The 17,442-nt window shown below is 72.5% G+C and carries 16 protein-coding genes and 1 other RNA gene; 8 read left to right on the top strand and 9 right to left on the bottom strand.

Features of this window, described 5'->3' with window-relative positions:
- Positions 1–136: 136 nt before the first annotated feature.
- Complete coding sequence (guaB1, locus tag J1M39_RS00485; protein ID WP_206496356.1) at positions 137–1,618, bottom strand: GMP reductase; 1,482 nt, start codon at positions 1,616–1,618, stop codon at positions 137–139.
- Between the two features lie 200 nt (positions 1,619–1,818).
- On the opposite strand from guaB1, the gene J1M39_RS00480 reads away from it, so the two are divergent.
- From J1M39_RS00480 to J1M39_RS12565, 3 genes are all read left to right on the top strand, one after another.
- Positions 1,819–5,577 (top strand): multifunctional oxoglutarate decarboxylase/oxoglutarate dehydrogenase thiamine pyrophosphate-binding subunit/dihydrolipoyllysine-residue succinyltransferase subunit, encoded by a 3,759-nt coding sequence (locus J1M39_RS00480; RefSeq protein ID WP_206496355.1) that lies wholly within the window; start codon positions 1,819–1,821, stop codon positions 5,575–5,577.
- 76 nt (positions 5,578–5,653) lie between these two features.
- The gene (locus J1M39_RS00475; protein ID WP_036337755.1) at positions 5,654–6,259 is read left to right on the top strand and encodes a GDSL-type esterase/lipase family protein; all 606 of its coding nucleotides are present in this window, start codon (positions 5,654–5,656) and stop codon (positions 6,257–6,259) included.
- 44 nt (positions 6,260–6,303) lie between these two features.
- Positions 6,304–6,378, top strand: coding sequence for a 50S ribosomal protein bL37 (locus tag J1M39_RS12565; RefSeq protein ID WP_095346645.1), 75 nt, complete (start codon positions 6,304–6,306; stop codon positions 6,376–6,378).
- A gap of 136 nt (positions 6,379–6,514) precedes the next feature.
- On the opposite strand, the gene rsrA is transcribed toward J1M39_RS12565, so the two are convergent.
- Both rsrA and J1M39_RS00465 read right to left on the bottom strand, forming a co-directional pair.
- The gene (gene rsrA, locus J1M39_RS00470; RefSeq protein ID WP_036313960.1) at positions 6,515–6,793 is read right to left on the bottom strand and encodes a mycothiol system anti-sigma-R factor; all 279 of its coding nucleotides are present in this window, start codon (positions 6,791–6,793) and stop codon (positions 6,515–6,517) included.
- Positions 6,790–7,506, bottom strand: a complete 717-nt coding sequence (locus J1M39_RS00465; RefSeq protein WP_036314006.1) for a sigma-70 family RNA polymerase sigma factor — start codon at positions 7,504–7,506, stop codon at positions 6,790–6,792. Before J1M39_RS00465 ends, rsrA begins: the two co-directional genes overlap by 4 nt.
- Before the next feature lie 201 nt (positions 7,507–7,707).
- Between J1M39_RS00465 and aroA the strand changes: the two genes are divergently transcribed.
- From aroA to J1M39_RS00440, 5 genes are read left to right on the top strand one after another with little or no spacing between them, the layout of a single operon-like run.
- Complete coding sequence (gene aroA / locus J1M39_RS00460; RefSeq protein WP_206496354.1) at positions 7,708–9,138, top strand: 3-phosphoshikimate 1-carboxyvinyltransferase; 1,431 nt, start codon at positions 7,708–7,710, stop codon at positions 9,136–9,138.
- On the top strand, positions 9,138–10,238 hold the full coding sequence (gene rsgA / locus J1M39_RS00455; RefSeq protein WP_063190317.1) for a ribosome small subunit-dependent GTPase A: 1,101 nt from the start codon (positions 9,138–9,140) through the stop codon (positions 10,236–10,238). Before aroA ends, rsgA begins: the two co-directional genes overlap by 1 nt.
- A 29-nt stretch (positions 10,239–10,267) precedes the next feature.
- A complete protein-coding gene (gene hisN, locus J1M39_RS00450; RefSeq protein WP_152743248.1) occupies positions 10,268–11,107 on the top strand; it encodes a histidinol-phosphatase in 840 nt (279 codons plus the stop codon).
- Positions 11,107–11,670 (top strand): FluC/FEX family fluoride channel, encoded by a 564-nt coding sequence (locus J1M39_RS00445; protein WP_241253746.1) that lies wholly within the window; start codon positions 11,107–11,109, stop codon positions 11,668–11,670. Before hisN ends, J1M39_RS00445 begins: the two co-directional genes overlap by 1 nt.
- Complete coding sequence (locus tag J1M39_RS00440; protein ID WP_152743247.1) at positions 11,667–12,113, top strand: CrcB family protein; 447 nt, start codon at positions 11,667–11,669, stop codon at positions 12,111–12,113. Before J1M39_RS00445 ends, J1M39_RS00440 begins: the two co-directional genes overlap by 4 nt.
- Positions 12,114–12,193: 80 nt before the next feature.
- On the opposite strand, the gene ssrA is transcribed toward J1M39_RS00440, so the two are convergent.
- The 6 genes from ssrA to J1M39_RS00410 all read right to left on the bottom strand — a co-directional run bounded on the left by ssrA (position 12,194) and on the right by J1M39_RS00410 (position 17,315).
- Positions 12,194–12,565, bottom strand: a transfer-messenger RNA (tmRNA) gene (gene ssrA, locus J1M39_RS00435).
- A gap of 135 nt (positions 12,566–12,700) precedes the next feature.
- Entirely contained in the window at positions 12,701–13,216 is a 516-nt protein-coding gene (gene smpB / locus J1M39_RS00430) for an SsrA-binding protein SmpB (RefSeq protein WP_115261448.1), read from the bottom strand.
- Between the two features lie 129 nt (positions 13,217–13,345).
- Positions 13,346–14,011, bottom strand: a complete 666-nt coding sequence (locus tag J1M39_RS00425; protein ID WP_036313972.1) for a CoA transferase subunit B — start codon at positions 14,009–14,011, stop codon at positions 13,346–13,348.
- Positions 14,008–14,817 carry a CoA transferase subunit A gene (locus J1M39_RS00420; RefSeq protein WP_206496353.1) on the bottom strand — a complete coding sequence of 270 codons (810 nt, stop codon included), beginning with the start codon at positions 14,815–14,817 and terminating at the stop codon, positions 14,008–14,010. The genes J1M39_RS00425 and J1M39_RS00420 overlap by 4 nt, the downstream gene beginning before the upstream one ends.
- A gap of 31 nt (positions 14,818–14,848) precedes the next feature.
- Positions 14,849–16,057, bottom strand: a complete 1,209-nt coding sequence (locus J1M39_RS00415) for an acetyl-CoA C-acetyltransferase (RefSeq protein WP_206496352.1) — start codon at positions 16,055–16,057, stop codon at positions 14,849–14,851.
- 190 nt (positions 16,058–16,247) lie between these two features.
- Positions 16,248–17,315, bottom strand: a complete 1,068-nt coding sequence (locus J1M39_RS00410) for a 2,3-butanediol dehydrogenase (RefSeq protein ID WP_199244617.1) — start codon at positions 17,313–17,315, stop codon at positions 16,248–16,250.
- Positions 17,316–17,442: the final 127 nt, after the last annotated feature.

Raw genomic sequence — 17,442 nt, 5'->3', positions numbered from 1 at the left:
GGACTGGAAGGCTCCGATCCGGCCGCGTCCGCGTGGGCGGACGGGCGGTCTGGCACACAGGTGTCAGGGTGATCCATAGTCCGTCCAGTATAGGGGCGTCAGGCCCCGGCGGAACGGGCCGGGGAAAGCGGCGGCCTCACCACGACGAGGCGACCGGCCGGCCCTCCTCGTAGCCCGCCGCGGACTGCAGGCCCACGACGGCGCGCTCGCGGAACTCCGCCAGGTCGTGGGCGCCGGCGTAGGTCAGCGACGAGCGCACACCGGACGTGATGGTGTCCAGCAGGTCCTCCACCGAGGGGCGGCGCGGGTCCACGTACATGCGCGAGGAGGAGATGCCCTCCTCGAACATCGCCTTGCGGGCCTTGGTGAAGGCGTCCTCGTGGCGGGTGCGGTGCTGGACCGCGCGGGCCGAGGCCATGCCGAAGCTCTCCTTGTACCGCCGACCGTCCGGGCCGTGCACGAGGTCGCCCGGAGACTCGAGCGTCCCCGCGAACCACGAGCCGATCATCACCGAGCTGGCTCCGGCGGCCAGCGCGAGCGCCACGTCCCGCGGGTGCTTCACCCCGCCGTCCGCCCACACGCGTGCCCCGAGCTCGCGGGCCGCGGCGGCGCACTCCAGGACCGCCGAGAATTGGGGCCGGCCCACCGCGGTCTGCATGCGCGTGGTGCACATCGCGCCCGGTCCCACGCCCACCTTGACGATGTCCGCGCCGGCCGCGACCAGGTCCCGGACGCCGTCCCCGGAGACGACGTTGCCGGCCACCACGGGCACGCCGGGGTCGAGGGCCCGCACGGCGGCGAGCGCGTCCAGCATGGTCCGCTGATGACCGTGCGCGGTGTCCACGACGAGCACGTCGACACCGGCCTCGACCAGGGCGGCGGCCTTCTCCCCCACCGCCCCGTTGATGCCGACGGCGGCGCCGACGCGGAGCCGTCCGTCGTCGTCGAGACCGGGCGTGAACAGGGACGAGCGCACCAGGCCCGCCGCGGTGACGACCCCGCGCAGCACGGGGGCGGCGGCGCCCACTGCCGGGTCCACGACGGGGGCCATCTCCTGGCGCGCGGCGTGCAGGCGCTCGAAGGCCGCCCGCAGCGCGTCCTTGCTCGGGGCCCCGTCCGTGCCGCCGAGCTCGGCGAGCGTGAGGGTTACCGCCGGAGGGTGCATGACGAAGGCGGCCGAGGCGAAGCGGTCCACGCCCTCGCAGTCCTGGGGGCTGACCACGCCGAGCAGCCCGCCGTGCGCGTCGACCACGCAGACGGCCCCGTGGTTGCGGCGGTCCACGAGGTGGAGCAGGTCCAGCACCGTGTCCTGCGGCCCGACGGTCAGGGCGGTGTCCGCCACGGGGTGGGCCGCCTTCACCCGATGCACGACGTCCCGGATCACGTCCGCCGGGATGTCCTGCGGCAGGATCCCGAGACCGCCGCGCCGGGCCATGGTCTCGACCATCCGGCGCCCGGTGACGGCGGTCATGTTGGCGGAGACCAGGGGGACGGTGGCACCCGTGCCGTCATCCGGGGCGATGTCCACGTCCATGCGACTGGCGACGTCCGAGTGGGAGGGCACGAGGAAGACGTCGTTGTACGTCAGGTCGACGGCCGGGTCGGTGAGGAAGCGCATGGCGTCAGTCTCCCAGACGCGGCGGACGCCGAGAGGCCCCCGCGCGTCCGCCGGGAGCGGAGTCGAGCCGAGGTCGCGGCATTCCGACCGGGGGCGTCGAAGAACTATGATGTCCCGAGGCGTTCCCGGCCCCACGCGCGCCGCGCGGGTGGCCCGGCGCAGCACATCGCATCCCAAGGCTCAGGAAGAGGCGTTACACAGTGCCAGAACTCACGTCGGACCGGCTCGCACAGGAGTTCCCGGGGAACGAACGGCTCGTGGCCGATATCTACCGGAAGTACCGCGAGGACTCCGGTTCCGTGGACCGGCAGTGGGCACAGATCTTCGCCCGTCTCGAGGCCAGCGCCCCCGCCGCCGAGACCGAGCCGAAGGCCGCCACCACGGCCGAGCCGAAGGCCTCCACCACGGCCGAGCCGAAGGCCGCCACCAAGACCGAGCCGAAGGCCTCCGCCAAGGTGACCGAGCCGAAGGCGGCGACCGCCCCGGCCCGGGGTGCGCAGCCCAAGGAGACCTCGGTCAGCACCGGCCCCAAGCCCAAGAAGACCCCGGCGGCCCAGGCCGTGCCCTCCGAACCCGCCGACACCACCACCGCCACCACCGCGGACGAGAAGCAGGAGAAGGCCACCGTCCTCAAGGGCATGGCCAAGGCCGTCGCCAAGAACATGGACGCCTCGCTGTCCGTGCCGACCGCCACCACCGTGCGCGACCTGCCGGCCAAGGTCCTGATAGACAACCGCGTGGTCATCAACAGCCACCTGGCCCGCACCCGCGGCGGCAAGGTCTCCTTCACCCACCTCATCGGCTACGCCGTGGTCCGCGCGCTCGCGGCCATGCCCTCGATGAACGTGACCTACGAGGAGCGCGACGGCAAGCCCACCATGGTGGAGCCGGCCCACGTGAACTTCGGCCTCGCCATCGACCTGCCCCGCCCGGACGGCACCCGCGCGCTCGTGGTCCCCAACGTCAAGGCCGCCGAGACCCTCGACTTCCGCGGCTTCTGGAAGGCGTACGACGACCTCGTCCAGCGCGCCCGCAAGAACAAGCTGACGATGGACGACTACGCCGGCACCACGGTCTCCCTGACCAACCCGGGCGGCATCGGCACCGTGCACTCGGTGCCCCGCCTGTCCCAGGGCCAGGCCGCCATCATCGGCGTCGGCGCGCTGACCTATCCGGCCGCCTTCCAGGGCGCCGCCGAGTCCACGCTGCACGACCTGGCGATCTCCAAGACGATCACGCTCACCTCCACGTACGACCACCGCGTGATCCAGGGCGCCAGCTCCGGCGAGTTCCTGAAGATCGTGCACGGCCTCCTGCTGGGCGAGGACGGCTTCTACGACGAGGTCTTCCACTCCCTGCGCATCCCCTACGAGCCCGTCCGCTGGGCCCAGGACGTGCAGGTGAACCCGGAGGAGCAGATCGGCAAGGTCGCCCGCATCCAGCAGCTGATCCACGCGTACCGGGACCGCGGCCACCTGCTGGCCAACGTGGACCCCCTCGAGTACTCGATGGCCTACCACCCGGACCTCGACATCCGCGAGCACGGGCTCACCCTGTGGGACCTGGACCGCGAGTGGCCCACCGGCGGCTTCGGCGGGGCGGGCAGCCTGACGCTGCGCAAGATCCTCGGCGTGCTGCGTGACGCGTACTGCCGCACCCTCGGCGTCGAGTACATGCACATCCAGGACCCGTCCGAGCGCGCCTGGTTCCAGGAGAAGCTCGAGCAGCCGTACGCGAAGCCCACCCGCGAGGAGCAGCTGCGCATCCTGGGCCGCCTCAACGCCGCGGAGGCGTTCGAGACGTTCCTGCAGACCAAGTACATCGGCCAGAAGCGCTTCTCCCTGGAGGGCGGCGAGTCCCTCATCCCGCTGCTGGACGGCATCCTCGGCGATGCCGCCGACGCCGGGCTGGACGAGGTCGCCATCGGCATGGCGCACCGCGGTCGCCTGAACGTGCTGACCAACATCGCCGGCAAGACCTACAGCCAGGTCTTCCGCGAGTTCGAGGGGGCCACCCCGGGCGGTGCCTCGGGCTCGGGCGACGTGAAGTACCACATGGGCACCGAGGGCACCTTCGTGTCCGACGCCGGCAACAGCACCCGCGTATACCTCGCCGCCAACCCCTCGCACCTGGAGGCCGTGGACCCGGTCCTCGAGGGCGTCGTGCGTGCCAAGCAGGACCGCCTCGATCTGGGCGGCCAGCGCCCGGACTCCTTCTCCGTGCTGCCGATCCTGGTGCACGGCGACGCGGCCTTCGCCGGCCAGGGCGTCGTGGCCGAGGTGCTGCAGCTCTCACAGCTGCCCGGCTACCGCACCGGCGGCACCATCCACGTGGTCGTGAACAACCAGGTGGGCTTCACCACGCCGCCGACCCAGGCGCGCTCCACGGTGTACTCCACCGACGTGGCCAAGACCATCCAGGCCCCGATCTTCCACGTCAACGGCGACGAGCCGGAGTCCGTGGTGCACGTGGCCCAGCTCGCCTTCGAGTACCGGCAGCGGTTCAACAAGGACGTCGTCATCGACCTCGTCTGCTACCGTCGCCGCGGCCACAACGAGGGCGACGACCCGTCGATGACGCAGCCTCGCATGTACAACCTCATCGAGCAGAAGCGCTCCACCCGCAAGCTGTACGTCGAGTCCCTCGTGGGCCGCGGCGACATCACGCAGGAGGAGGCGGACAGCGCCCTGAAGGACTACCAGCAGCAGCTCGAGCGGGCCTTCGCGGAGACCCACGAAGACGCGCCCACCTCCGGCGACGAGGGCATCCGCCCGGCCGAGGACCGGGACGCGGTCCCGAAGGCGCCGGCATCCACGGCCATCTCGGCCGAGATGCTGCGGGCCATCGGGCAGGCGCACCTCGACGTGCCCGAGGGCTTCACGGTCCACCCGAAGCTCGCGGCCCTGCTCGAGCGCCGCGCCAAGATGGCCGTCGACGGCGGCATCGACTGGGGCTTCGCCGAACTGGCGGCCTTCGGCTCGCTGCTCATGGAAGGCGTGCCGGTCCGCCTGGCGGGCCAGGACTCCCAGCGCGGCACCTTCACGCAGCGCCACTCGGTGTTCCATGACCGGATCACCGGCGACACGTGGGCGCCGCTCAGGCACCTCTCCGAGGACCAGGCGAAGTTCTGGGTCTACAACTCGCTGCTGTCCGAGTACGCCGCCCTCGGCTTCGAGTACGGCTACTCCGTGGAGCGCTCCGACGCCCTCGTGCTGTGGGAGGCCCAGTTCGGCGACTTCGTGAACGGCGCGCAGACGATCATCGACGAGTTCATCTCCTCGGCCGATCAGAAGTGGTCGCAGACCTCGTCCGTGGTCCTGCTCCTCCCCCACGGCTACGAGGGGCAGGGACCGGACCACTCCTCCGCCCGCATCGAGCGCTTCCTGCAGATGTGCGCCGAGGACAACATGCGCGTGGTCAACCCCTCCACGGGCGCCAACCACTTCCACCTGCTGCGCGAGCATGCCTACGCCCGCCCGCGCCGGCCCCTCATCGTGTTCACCCCGAAGCAGCTGCTGCGCCTCAAGGCCGCCGCGAACTCGGTGGAGGACTTCACCGAGGGCCGCTTCCAGCCGGTCATCCCGGACGCCGGGGTGGACGCCAAGGACGCCACGCGCGTGCTGCTGGTCTCCGGCCGGCTGTACTACGACCTGCTCGCCCGCCGCCAGAAGTCCGGTGACACCTCCACCGCGATCGTGCGGGTGGAGCAGCTCTACCCGCTGCCGCTCGATGAGATCCGCAAGGCGCTCCGCGCCTACCCGGACGCCGACGTCGCGTGGGTCCAGGACGAGCCCGCGAACCAGGGCCCGTGGCCGTTCATGGCGCTGAACCTCGTGCCGCAGCTCGACGTCCCGGTGACCCTCGTGTCCCGCCCGGCCTCGGCCGCGACCTCCGCGGGCACCAAGGGCCGCCACGACCAGGAGCTCAGCACGCTGCTGGACGCCGCCTTCGGCCGCTGACCCGGACCGACCCTGCGCCGCCGCCGCACCCTCCGGTGCGGCGGCGGCGCCGGAACGGCCGACGAAAGGACACACTGTGCACAACCGCCGGATCCGGATCGCCGCCGTCGGCGACCATCTGCTGGCCGGTGCGGGCGACGCCCGCGCCATCGGCTGGTGGGGCCGCGTGCTCGCCCGCACCCAGGCCCCCGACGTGGAGCTGGAGAACTACGTGCTGGCCGTGCCGCACGAGACCACCGAGGACCTCAACGAGCGCTGGTGGGGCGAGGCCTCACGGCGCTTCTCCGAGGAGACGGAGAACCGCCTCGTCGTGGCCCTGTCCGACGCGGACCTGGACCTGGAGGCCACCTCCACCGCCCGTTCGCGGCTGAACCTGGCCAACGTCCTGGACACCGCCTCGCAGCGGAACATCCCGGTGCTCGTGGTGGGCCCCACGCCCACCCTGGACGAGCAGCGCAACGCCCGGCTCGCTGAGCTCAACGCGGCCTACCTGGATGTGGCCGATCGGCGCAACCACGTGTACGTGGACACGTTCACCCCGCTGGTGAGCCACGAGCAGTGGCGCTCGGACCTCGCCTCCGGCCAGGGCCGGCCGGGCCAGGCGGGCCACGGGCTCATCGCGTGGCTCGTGCTGCACCGGGGCTGGTACCAGTGGCTCGGTCTGCCCGAGCCCACGGCCTGATGTGACAGAATGGACCACCGACCGACTCGTTGAAGGGAGACGTCATGAGCAAGCGTGCACGCAAGCGTCGCGACCGCCGCAGGAACGGCGCCAACCACGGCAAGCGTCCCAACGCCTGATCCGCTGATCGGCGTCGCGGACCGGCCGGGTGCCACCCGGCGACCGCAGACCACGAAGGGCCGTCCCCTCAGGGGACGGCCCTTCGTCATCGTCGGGGCGCCCGATCGGGTGCCCACGGGTCCGCATGTCGCGGTGTCAGCCCCAGGTGACGGTCGTCATCGGGGTCTGGGTGATGCGGGTCATGATGGTGGCCCGCAGCTGCGCGGGCGCCTTCTCCTGGCAGCACCGACGCACCGCCGAGCGGATGAGCTCCTCGAGCTCCTTCTGGTGTCGGCAGTCCGGACAGTCCGCCACGTGGGCGCGCACCTGCTCGATGTCCTCGGGCGTCAGGGCGCCGTCCAGGTACTGGTACAGCCGCTCCAGGGAGGCGTCCTGGGCGTCGCGGCACTCATGGCCGTGCTGGTCCACAGTCATCGCGTGGCCTCCTTCGTGCTCGTCTCGGTCTGCTTCGTTCCGCCGCGCCCGGTCTTCTTCTTCGGCTGGGCCTTGATGCCGCGCGCCGCCGCGTAGTCCGCGAGGCGCTCGCGCAGTTGCTTGCGGCCCCGGTGCAGCCGCGACATGACGGTGCCGATCGGCACGTCGAGGATCTCGGCGATCTCCTTGTATGCGAAGCCCTCCACGTCCGCGAAGTACACGGCGAGCCGGAACTCCTCCGGGATCGCCTGCAGGGCGTCCTTCACCTGGGAGTCGGGGAGCCGGTCGAGGGCCTCCGTCTCGGCTGAGCGCAGGCCACCGGAGGTGTGCTCGGCGGCCCGGGCCATCTGCCAGTCCTCCACCTCAGGGTTGTCCGCCTCGAGGGGCTGGCGCTGCCGCTTGCGGTAGAGGTTGATGTACGTGTTCGTGAGGATCCGGTAAAGCCAGGCCTTGAGATTGGTGCCGGGCCGGTACTGGTGGAACGAAGAGTAGGCCTTCGTGTACGCCTCCTGGACCAGGTCCTCGGCGTCCTGCGGGTTGCGCGTCATACGCAGCGCAGCGGAGTACAACTGGTCCACGAACTCGAGGGCGTCGCGCTCGAACCGGGCACGGCGCTGCTGTTCGGACTCGGCGGCGACGTCGATGTCGGCGCGGTCGTGCTCGGGGGCGTCCTCGGGCCGGGCGAATTCCGGCCGGCTGTTGTCAGTGCTCATCGCGGGCCAGTCTACGGTCCGGGAGGCATGCGTCAGCAGGGCGGCGCTCATGCGGGGCTCCTCTCCGGCTGCGGCCCTCGGCAAGCGGGACCGGTCCGCCGACACGGGTACGGGGTCGTCCAAGTGGAGCGCCAGCAGCGTTCCAGGTATTCCCCCGAGACAGGCCGACCCCGGCCGACAGACGCCGGATAGGCTGGTCCGGTGACCCGCCCCACGCGTGCCGCCACGCACTCCCCCGCCCCCCGTCCCGACGCCGCCGAGACCTGGCCCGCGCCCATGGCGCGCGGCCCGGTGCGCGGAGACGTGCGGCTGCCGGGATCGAAGTCGCTGACGAACCGGCACCTCGTGCTCGCCGCCCTCGCCGACGGCCCGTGCATCCTGCACGGCGTCCTCGAGTCGCGGGACACGGCGCTGATGCGCACGGCGCTCACCGCGCTCGGGGCCCGGTTCGAGCCCCTGTCCGACGGTGGACTGCGCGTGCATCCGATGCCGGTCGGCGAGCCGCTGGCCGGGGATGTCACCGTGGACTGCGGACTGGCGGGGACGGTCATGCGCTTCGTCCCGTTCGTCGCCGCGCTCCGGCCCGGCCGGGTCCGCTTCGACGGCGACACCGGCGCGCGCCTGCGCCCGATGGCCCCGGTCCTGGACGCGCTGCGCCAGCTCGGGGTGGCCGTCGTCGAGGAGGGTGAGCCCGGTCGCCTGCCCTTCACGACGACGACCCGCGCGGACGCGGCCACGGTGGCCCCCGACGGCGACGTGCCGGAGGTCGCGGTCGACGCCGCCGGCTCCTCCCAGTTCCTGTCCGCCGCGCTGCTGGCGGCCGCGGGGATGCCGCGCGGTCTCCGGCTACGGCACACCGGGGAGGCCGTGCCGAGTCCGGAGCACGTCGCGATGACCGTCGGGGTGCTGCGCGCGCTCGAGGTGGACGTCGCCGAGACGGGTCCCGGGGCGTGGACCGTGGCCCCGGGGCGCATCCCGGCACACGAGGCGACCGTCGAGCCGGACCTGTCCAACGCAGGCCCCTTCCTGGCCGCCGCCGTGGCCACGGGCGGCTCCGTGACGGTGCCGGACTGGCCCACCCGCACGACGCAGATCGGCGACCGCTGGCGGCGGATCCTGCCGCAGTTCGGGGCGAGCGTGGCCCTCACGGTCGACCGCACGGACCGCTCCCGCGGCCGGCTCACGGTGACGGGGGCGGTCCACGACGACGGCGCGCCCCGCATCACCGGCGCCGGTGAGATCGCGGACACGGCCGAGCTCGCCCCCACAGCGGCCGCGCTCGCCCTGCTGGCCTCCGGGCCCACCCGCCTGACGGGGATCGGCCATCTGCGGGGCCATGAGACGGACCGGCTCGCCGCGCTCACCGCCGAGGCCGCCCGCCTGGGGATCACCGTGGACGAGGACGAGACGTCGCTCGGCTTCCCGGGGACGGACGCGTCGGGGCCGCTGTCGCCGGCCGCCCTCGAGACCTACCACGACCACCGGATGGCGACCTTCGCCGCCGTCGTCGGCCTGCGCGTGCCGGGGACCGGCATCGTGGACGTGGCGACCACCGCGAAGACGATGCCGGACTTCCCCGCACTGTGGACCGCGCTCGTGGCACCCGGCGATGCGGCCGAGGAGGCCCGCTGATGGCCCGGCGCCTCGATCCCTCCGCGTGGGACGAGTCCGATGTCCGGGTGCGCCCGTCCAAACGCGGCACCCGCCCGCGCACCAAGGAGCGGCCCAAGCACGAGGATGCGCAGGTCGGCATGGTCACCACGGTGGACCGCGGCCGGTACGCCGTGGTGCTGCCGGACCGCCTGGACGAGCGGATCACGGCGATGCGCGCCCGCGAGCTGCGCCGCACGCCGATCGCCACGGGCGACCGGGTGGCCGTCGTCGGGGACCTCTCCGGGGACGAGGGCACGCTCGCGCGCATCATCCGTGTCGAGGAGCGCAGCACGGTCCTGCGCCGGTCGGCGGACGACTCGGACGAGGTCGAGCGGGTGGTGGTGGCCAACGCCGACCTGCTGGTGATCATGGTGGCCGCGGCCAATCCGGAGCCCCGGACCGGCTTCATCGACCGCGCCCTGGTCGCCTGCTACGACGCCGGCATCCACCCGGTGCTGCTCATCACGAAGACCGACCTGCGTGATCCGGCCGCGCTGGTGGCGCACTACGAGGCCCTGGACCTGGAGGTGATGACCTCCGGTGCGGCGACCTTCGAGGCCGAGACCGGGGACACCGCCCTGGACGCCTCGCTCGTGGCCCGGGTGGCCGAGCGGCTGATCGGGCACACGAGCGCGTTCGTGGGGCCCTCCGGCGTCGGCAAGTCCACGCTGCTGAACGCGCTCACCGGCGCGGAACGGGCCACCGGCCACGTCAACGCCGTCACCGGCCGGGGCCGGCACACCTCCTCGTCCGCGCTCGCACTGCCGCTGACGGGCGACGACGGCGCCCCCCTGCCGGACACCTGGGTGGTGGACACCCCCGGCATCCGGTCCTTCGGGCTGGGCTGGGTCGAGCCGGACCGCGTGGTGGAGGCGTTCGACGACCTCGCCGGCGGGCTGGCGGACTGCCCGCGCGGCTGCACCCACACCGCCGACTCCCCCGGCTGCGGCCTGGACGCATGGGTGGCCGCGGGCCACGCCGGCCCCTCGGGAGCGGCACGCCTGGCCTCGCTGCGGCGTCTGCTCGGCAACCGGCTGGCCCCCTCGGGGGCGGAGGACGCGGCGTCGTCCGAGGACTGAGGCGGCCCGCGCGGTATAGCGTGGGCGGCATGGAGCGACCTGAGAACCCTGCGACCCGCGGCCGCGACCTCACGGAGGACCTGCGGCTGGCCCACATGCTGGCGGACAACGTGGACTCGATCACGATGTCCCGGTTCAAGGCCCAGGACCTCGAGGTCAGCACCAAGCCGGATCTCACCCCTGTCACGGATGCGGACCGCGCCGCCGAGGAGTCCATCCGCTCGACCCTGTCCCGTGCCCGGGCGCGCGACGGCATCGTGGGTGAGGAGTTCGGCGGATCTCTGAGCCGCTCCGGCCGGCAGTGGGTGGTCGACCCCATCGACGGCACCAAGAACTTCGTGCGCGGCGTGCCCGTGTGGGCCACCCTCATCGCGCTGCTGATCGACGGCGAGCCCGTCGTCGGCGTCGTCTCCGCCCCCGCCCTGCACCGTCGCTGGTGGGCCGCGGCCGGCCAGGGCGCCTTCGCGGGCACCTCGCTCACGCGTGCTCAGCGGATCACCGTGTCCGGCATGGATCGGGTCGAGGACGCGTCGCTGTCCTTCTCCTCGATCGAGGGCTGGCGCGAACGCGGCTCGATCCGCGCGTTCCTGCAGCTCACCTCGGACGTGTGGCGCGTGCGCGGCTTCGGCGACTTCTGGTCCTACATGCTCGTCGCCGAGGGCGCCGTGGACATCGCGGCCGAGCCCGAGCTCGAGCTGCATGACATGGCCGCCCTGGTGCCGATCGTGCGCGAGGCCGGCGGCCGCTTCACCTCGCTGGACGGCGAGGACGGCCCGTTCGGCGGGCACGCGCTGGCCACGAACGGCCTGCTCCACGACGACGTCCTCGCCCGCCTGCGCACGGGTGACGAGACCGAGGACGGCGCCTGATGGCCGCGCGGGGGGAGCCGACGGCCGACCGGAGGGGCGGGCGCGGGAAAGATCGCCGGCCCGGCACTGCGGGTGCGGTGGCCCTCGGCGGTGCCGCGGGCGTGCTGTGCGGTGCGGGGGTGGTGAACGCGGTGACCGCGCTGGCCGGGGCGCCCAACTTCCGCGGCACGTTCGGCGCCGCGTTCGGGGCGGTCGACGTGCTCGTCCAGGCCCTGCCGCTGTTCGTGGTGAACGTGCTCGGCTCGTTCCTGCTCGGCCTGCTGTGGGCGGCCTCGCGACGCCGCGGGCCGGACTGGCGTCCCCGCCTGGTGGCGGGGCTGGGAACCGGCTTCCTCGGTGCGTTCACCACCATCTCCAGCGCCGTCGCCCTGGTGCTGTGGCCGGTGCGGCTGGGCGCCGCGGCGTCCGGGGCGGGTGGCGTCCTCACCGCGGCGGCATCGGTGCTGCTGGTGCTCGCGCTGATGGCTGCGCTCTCGACGGCGGCAGCCGTGCTCGGCCTGCGCGCCGGGGGCGCCCCGGGGTCGCGTGTGGTCGGGACGGATCGTTCGGAGGAGGACGCATGAGCGGCGCGGGATACGAGGTCTTCGCTCTCTTCCAGGTGGCCCTCCTGGCCTGCCTCGCGGCGGGCGGGGCGCTCGGCGCCCTGGCGCGCGGGCGCCTGACCGACCGGCTCGGCCCCCGGGGTCTGCTCACCGCCAACACGACGGCGGCCCTGCTCCTCGGCGCCACCGTCGGCCTGGCCGTGCCGGAGCTGGTGTACGCGTCCGAGAGCTGGAGAGACGGGCAGGGGCTCATGCTCGTCGCGGCGGTGTCCGCCGTGGTGTCCGGATTCTGCCTCGCCCTGGGGACGTGGTCCACCGTGGCCGCTGAGGCGGCTGACGCCGCGCTCGCCCGTCGATGGGGCGCGGCCGCCCGCCTGTGGACCGCGCATCTGGGTCTGGGGCTGGTGGCCGTCGTCGTCGGCTGGGGCGCCGGACTGGGCCTGCACGCGGTCCTGGCCGGCTGAGGGGCGGGCCGCCGCACACCGGGCGCGGACACGACGAAGGCCCCGGAATCGTGACGATTCCGGGGCCTTCCCGTGGTGGTGAGTGGAGCCGGCGGGAATTGAACCCGCGTCCGATGAGGTGTTGCCGGGTCTTCTCCGGGCGCAGTCTGCTGTGGGTGTTGCTCGGTCCTGGCCGTCCCGCAGACGGGCGGCCAACCCGGACCCAGCCGGATTGATGTCGGCGTCACGACCCCCGGCGAGGGTGACGCCCAGTGGCTATCTAGCTGACGCCACGATCCGAGGCGACAGCGACCTCGGGGTGACGGACTCGATCACTGATCAGGCAGCGAGAGCGAAGTCAGTGCGCTTGGATTCGGCACTTATTGGTTTGCAGAGAGCGTTTGACGAGATGACTCTGCATCCTCGGCCCGCTTCTCCCGACGCGACACACACCGTCGAAACCGATCGGCCCCAGGGGGGCGACTCCTCTATGAGGTTGTCAATCACCACTGCAGGCGGAGGGCGCGGAGCCCGCCGGTCCTGAAACCGGGCCTGCGAGAGATACAACGTAGCATGCCCCCCGAGCATTCCCAAGGGGCCCGCCGCGCTCAGGCCACGCCGGCGTGCCTGTTGCGCATTCGCATGGCCCGCTGGGCCTCGCGGTTGTCCTGCTGCTCGCGCAGCTTGTGCCGCTTGTCGTACTCGCGGTTGCCGCGCGCGACGCCGATCTCCACCTTCACGCGCCCGTTCAGGAAGTACAGGGACAGGGGCACGATGGTCAGGCCCGGGTCCTGGATCTGCCGGGAGATCTTCGTCAGCTCGGCGCGGTGCAGCAGCAGCTTGCGGCGCCGGCGGGCGGCGTGGTTGGTCCACGAGCCGTTGAGGTACTCCGGGATGTACACCTGCTCGAGCCACAGCTCGTCCCGGTAGAAGACCGCGAAGCCATCCACGAGCGAGGCCTTGCCCTCGCGCAGGGACTTCACCTCGGTGCCGGTGAGCACGATGCCGGCCTCGTACGTGTCGAGGATGGTGTAGTCGTGGCGCGCCTTCTTGTTGTTGGCGATCACCTGGCGCTCGCCGGGGGCCGGCTGCTTGGTGGCCTTGCCCTTGCTGTTCTTGCCCATGGCCTCACGTCCTTCCAGCGTCCACGGCGACGGCCGCGCCCCGATCAGGGCGCGGCCGTCCAGTCTATCCCGTGCCGGTCCGATGCCCGCCGAGGCGGTGCGCGGGGGCCGCGGGGCGGCGTCGTCGGCTCAGTCCAGCGGCGCGCCGGTGAGCGCGCGGACCTGCTCCTCGGTGACGCCGGGCGCGGTCTCCACGAGCGCCAGGCGGGGCTGTTCCGGGGTGCCGACGACGTCGATGACGGCCAGGTCCGTGATGATGCGGTCGACGACGGCGCGGCCGGTCAGGGGCAGGGTGCACTGGTCGACGATCTTGGGGGTCCCGTCCTTGGACACGTGGTCCATCATGACGATCACGCGGCCGGCGCCGTGGACGAGGTCCATCGCACCGCCCATGCCCTTGACCATCTTGCCGGGCACCATCCAGTTGGCCAGGTCGCCCGCGGCGGAGACCTCCATGCCGCCCAGGACGGCGACGTCGATCTTGCCGCCGCGGATCATGCCGAAGCTCAGCGCGGAGTCGAAGAAGGACGCCCCCGGGTTCACGGTGACGGTCTCCTTGCCCGCGTTGATCAGGTCCGGGTCCACGGCGTCCTCCGTGGGGTACGGGCCCGTGCCGAGGATGCCGTTCTCGGACTGCAGCACCACGGACCGCCCGGCGGGGATGTGGTTGGGGATCAGCGTGGGCATGCCGATGCCGAGGTTGACGTAGGCGCCGTCCGGCAGCTCCTGCGCGGCGCGGGCCGCCATCTGGTCACGACTCAGGCCCTGGGGACGCTCAGTGGTCTGCTCGCTCATGCCTGCTCCTCCCCCGATGCGCGCACGGTGCGCTTCTCGATCCGCTTCTCGATGTCCGTGCCGACCTCCACGATCCGGTGCACGAAGATGCCGGGCAGGTGCACGTCATCCGGGTCGATCTCGCCGGGCTCGACGAGCTCCTCCACCTGGGCGATGCACACCCGGCCGGCCATGGCCGCGGGCGGGCCGAACTGGCGGGTGGCCTTGCGGAACACGAGGTTGCCGTGGCGGTCGCCCTTCCAGGCATGCACGAGGGAGAAGTCGGTGACGATGGAGCGTTCGAGCACATAGGTCTCGGGCTCGTCCGGGGTCTGGCTGAGGTAGCCCTCGCCGAGCACGAACGTGTCCGTGGGCTTGGCCTGCGAGGACTTCACCACGGTGCCGTCCGCGTCGTAGCGCATGGGCAGGCCTCCTTCGGCCACCTGGGTGCCGACGCCGGAGCGGGTGTAGAACGCCGGGATGCCGGCGCCGCCGGCGCGGAGCTTCTCCGCGAGGGTGCCCTGCGGGACGAGCTCCACCTCGAGCTCGCCCTCGAGGTACTGGCGGGCGAACTCCTTGTTCTCCCCCACGTAGGAGGAGGTCATCTTCCGCAGCCGGCGCGCGCCGAGCAGGAGGCCCAGGCCCCAGCCGTCGACGCCGCAGTTGTTGGAGACGACGGACAGGTCCGTGGCGCCCTGCTCGAGCAGGGCCTCGATGAGCTGCACGGGGTTGCCGGAGAGTCCGAAGCCGCCGACGGCCAGGGACGCGCCGTCCGGCACATCCGCCACCGCCTCGGCGGGCGTGGCCACGGTCTTGTCGAGAGCCATGTCCGGGGTCCTTTCTCTCAGGGGCGGTCCGTCAGCGGAAGAGGATCAGGGCCTCGCCCTGGCCGCCGCCGCCGCAGAGCGAGACGGCCGCGCGGCCGCCGTCGCGCCGGTCGAGCTCGAGGGCGGCGTGCAGGGCCAGCCGGGCGCCGGACGCGCCGATCGGGTGGCCCAGGGCGATGGCGCCGCCGTGGATGTTGGTCTTCTCGTGCGGGTAGTCGAGGTCGCGCAGGGACTGGACGGCCACCGCGCCGAACGCCTCGTTGATCTCGATGAAGTCGAGGTCGGCCACGTCCCAGCCCTGCTTCCGCATGGCGGCGTTGATCGCGTCGGAGGGCTGCGAGTGCAGCTGCGAGCTGTCCGGGCCGGCGGTCTGGCCGGGTGCGCCCACCGTGGCGAGGATCGTCAGGCCCTTCTCCTCGGCGAAGGCACGGGAGGTCACCACGAGGGCGGCGGCGCCGTCGGACAGGGGCGAGGAGTTGCCGGCCGTGATCGTGCCGTCCTTCGCGAACGCCGGGCGCAGAGCGCCCAGCGACTCGGCGGTCGTGTCCGGGCGGACCCCTTCGTCCTGGGAGACGACCAGCGGGTCGCCCTTGCGCTGCGGGACCTCCACCGGGGCGATCTCGCCCTCGAAGACGCCCTCGGACTGGGCCCGGGCGGCCCGCTGGTGCGAGGCCGCGGCGACCTCGTCCTGCTCGGCGCGGGCGATGTTCCGCTCGCCGTTGCCGGACTCGGTCAGCTCGCCCATGGCCTCGTGGCTCAGGGAGTCGGTGAGGCCGTCCCACGCGACGGCGTCGAGCATGGTGGCCGGGCCGTACTTGAAGCCCTTGCGCGCGCCGGGCAGCAGGTGCGGGGCGTTGGTCATGGACTCCTGACCGCCGGCCACCACCACGTCCGCCTCGCCGAGGCGGATGAGACGGGCGGCGTCGATCACGGCGGTGAGGCCGGACAGGCACACCTTGTTGATCGTCATGGCCGGGATGTTCCACGGGATGCCCGCGGCGAGCGCGGACTGGCGGGCCGGGTTCTGGCCCGCGCCGGCCTGCACGACCTGGCCCATGTAGACCATGTCCACGTCCTCAGGGGCCACGCCGGCGCGCTCGAGCGCGTGCGTGATCGCGTGGGCGCCCAAGTCCACGGCGCGCAGGTCGGCCTGCTGCGAGAGCAGCCGGGTGAAGGGCGTGCGGGCACCGCCCACGATCACGGCGTCGGTGGGCTGAGGCTGGGGCAGCTCGGCGGTCATGCGGTCCTCCTGGGACGTTCAACTCGGTTCATCGCGATTCACTCAAATGCAGTCTATGACCCCGGTCACAGGCGCGCCAGGCGACGACGCATCCGTGACGACGCGCCGCAGTGCAGGGACCACGACGGCCCGCACCCGCCGGCTGCGGGCGCGGGCCGTCGTCGGGACGTCCGAGGGCCGGGCCGGAGCCTCAGAGACCCTGGCCGGTCGGCGAGACGAGGATCTTCACGGCCGTCTCGTTGTGGTGGATGAGGGTCTCGAAGCCCTGGTCGACCAGGTCGTCGAGGCCGATCTTGCCGGTGATGAACGGCGCGAGGTCCACGGCGCCGTCCTCGACCATGCGGATGGTGTCCGCGTGGTCGTTCGCGTACGCGATGGTGCCGCGCAGGTCGATCTCCTTCATCACCAGCTTGTGCAGGGCCACGGCGGGCTCGTGGCCCCAGATGGACTCGTTGACGATCACCCCGCCGGGACGCACCGCGTCCAGCAGCATGTCCAGCACCACGTCCACCGAGGTGCACTCGAAGCCCACGTCCGCGCCCTGGCCGTCGTGCAGCTCGCGGATCTTCGCGGGCACGTCCACCTCGCGGGGGTCGAACGCCTCGTCCACCACGCCGGCCTCGAGCACCTTCTGCCGGCGCAGCTCGGAGAGCTCGGAGACGTACACCGTCAGGCCCTTGCCCTTGAGCACGGCCGCGGTGAGCGCGCCGATGGGGCCGGCGCCGCCGATCACGGCCACGCCCGACGTCGGGGAGCCGGCCCGCACCCACGCGTGGTGGGCCACCGAGAGCGGCTCGATGAGCGCGGCCTGGTCGAGAGGCACGGAGTCGGCCACCGGGTGGACCCAGCGGCGCTGCACCGCGATCTGCTCGGCCAGGCCGCCGCCGTTGCCGCCCAGGCCGATGAAGTTCATGTCCGGCGCGAGGTTGTAGTCCGGTCGGTCCTGGTCCTCCTCGCGCACGATGTACGGCTCCACGACGACCTTCTGGCCGACCTCGAGGTCCGTGACGCCCTCGCCCAGGGCGGCGACGGTGCCGGACATCTCGTGGCCGAGCGTGACGGGGGCGGCGTCGCCGGAGATCGGGTGCGGGTGCCCGGCCGGCGGGATGAAGATCGGACCCTCGAGGTACTCGTGCAGGTCCGTGCCGCAGATGCCGCACCACGCGACGTCCACGAGGACCTGCCCTGGACCGGCCGTGGGCGAGTCGATCTCCTCGATGCGGATGTCCTTCTTGCCGTGCCAACGGGCGGCGCGCATGGTCATGCTGGTCGACCTCCTGAGTGGGGATGGAATCGGGTGCCGGGCCGGCGCGCGGGGGCGCCCGCCCCGGTGCTTCGAGCATTCCACCGGGCCGGTCTCCCAGGCCAGGCCCGAGGCCCCTGCG

Source organism: Micrococcus sp. KRD077, from assembly GCF_017168505.1.
In the GTDB taxonomy this organism is placed as follows: Bacteria; Actinomycetota; Actinomycetes; order Actinomycetales; family Micrococcaceae; genus Micrococcus; species Micrococcus luteus.
The sequence above is the reverse complement of the archived record's forward strand: the minus strand, read 5'-3'. Positions and strand labels throughout refer to the sequence as shown.

What these genes read in the sequence shown, in the direction of transcription:
- rsrA (WP_036313960.1), bottom strand. Translation starts at nt 6,793, where the DNA reads ATGACTGTGGACCAGCACGGCCATGAGTGCCGCGACGCCCAGGACGCC.
- smpB (WP_115261448.1), bottom strand. Translation starts at nt 13,216, where the DNA reads ATGGGCAAGAACAGCAAGGGCAAGGCCACCAAGCAGCCGGCCCCCGGC.
- J1M39_RS00445 (WP_241253746.1), top strand. Translation starts at nt 11,107, where the DNA reads ATGGCCGCGCGGGGGGAGCCGACGGCCGACCGGAGGGGCGGGCGCGGG.
- guaB1 (WP_206496356.1), bottom strand. Translation starts at nt 1,618, where the DNA reads ATGCGCTTCCTCACCGACCCGGCCGTCGACCTGACGTACAACGACGTC.
- J1M39_RS00440 (WP_152743247.1), top strand. Translation starts at nt 11,667, where the DNA reads ATGAGCGGCGCGGGATACGAGGTCTTCGCTCTCTTCCAGGTGGCCCTC.
- J1M39_RS00420 (WP_206496353.1), bottom strand. Translation starts at nt 14,817, where the DNA reads ATGGCTCTCGACAAGACCGTGGCCACGCCCGCCGAGGCGGTGGCGGAT.
- hisN (WP_152743248.1), top strand. Translation starts at nt 10,268, where the DNA reads ATGGAGCGACCTGAGAACCCTGCGACCCGCGGCCGCGACCTCACGGAG.
- J1M39_RS00425 (WP_036313972.1), bottom strand. Translation starts at nt 14,011, where the DNA reads ATGAGCGAGCAGACCACTGAGCGTCCCCAGGGCCTGAGTCGTGACCAG.
- J1M39_RS00415 (WP_206496352.1), bottom strand. Translation starts at nt 16,057, where the DNA reads ATGACCGCCGAGCTGCCCCAGCCTCAGCCCACCGACGCCGTGATCGTG.
- J1M39_RS00410 (WP_199244617.1), bottom strand. Translation starts at nt 17,315, where the DNA reads ATGCGCGCCGCCCGTTGGCACGGCAAGAAGGACATCCGCATCGAGGAG.
- J1M39_RS00465 (WP_036314006.1), bottom strand. Translation starts at nt 7,506, where the DNA reads ATGAGCACTGACAACAGCCGGCCGGAATTCGCCCGGCCCGAGGACGCC.
- rsgA (WP_063190317.1), top strand. Translation starts at nt 9,138, where the DNA reads ATGGCCCGGCGCCTCGATCCCTCCGCGTGGGACGAGTCCGATGTCCGG.